1 pseudogene is annotated in these 457 nt (G+C 71.6%); it reads left to right on the forward strand.

Features of this window, described 5'->3' with window-relative positions:
* Positions 1-330, forward strand: a pseudogene (locus D7Y13_RS42685) (ornithine decarboxylase); the annotation flags it as partial.
* Positions 331-457: the final 127 nt, after the last annotated feature.

The raw sequence follows: 457 nt of genomic DNA on the forward strand, positions 1-457 counted from the left end.
GTGGTCCTGACGTCGCGCAAGTCCGAGCGCGACCTGCACCGCTGGGTGTACCTGTCGATCGGCCGCTTCTCGGGGCTGGCCGAGACCGAGGGCGAGGCCATCCGCTACCAGTTCGCGACCCCCCACGACGGCGAGGCCACGGGGCCCTGCATCGTCGCCGGGCCGTCCTGCGACTCGGCCGACGTGCTCTACGAGAAGCGCCCCATGCACCTGCCGCTGGCGCTCAAGGCCGGCGACCGGGTGCTGATCCGCAACACGGGCGCCTACACGAGCACCTACTCGTCGGTGTGCTTCAACGGCTTCCCGCCGCTGGACGTGGTGGCGATCTGAGGGAAGGGGGCGCTTTCGGGCGCGCCACTTCGTAGGGCGGGCGTCGGCCCGCCACGGGTCAAGATGGCGGGCTGAAGCCCGCCCTACGGGACGCTTGGAGCCGGCCTAGCGAGGCCGAGGGATTGCG

It is taken from the genome of Corallococcus praedator (genome assembly GCF_003612125.1).
Lineage (GTDB): Bacteria > Myxococcota > Myxococcia > Myxococcales > Myxococcaceae > Corallococcus > Corallococcus praedator.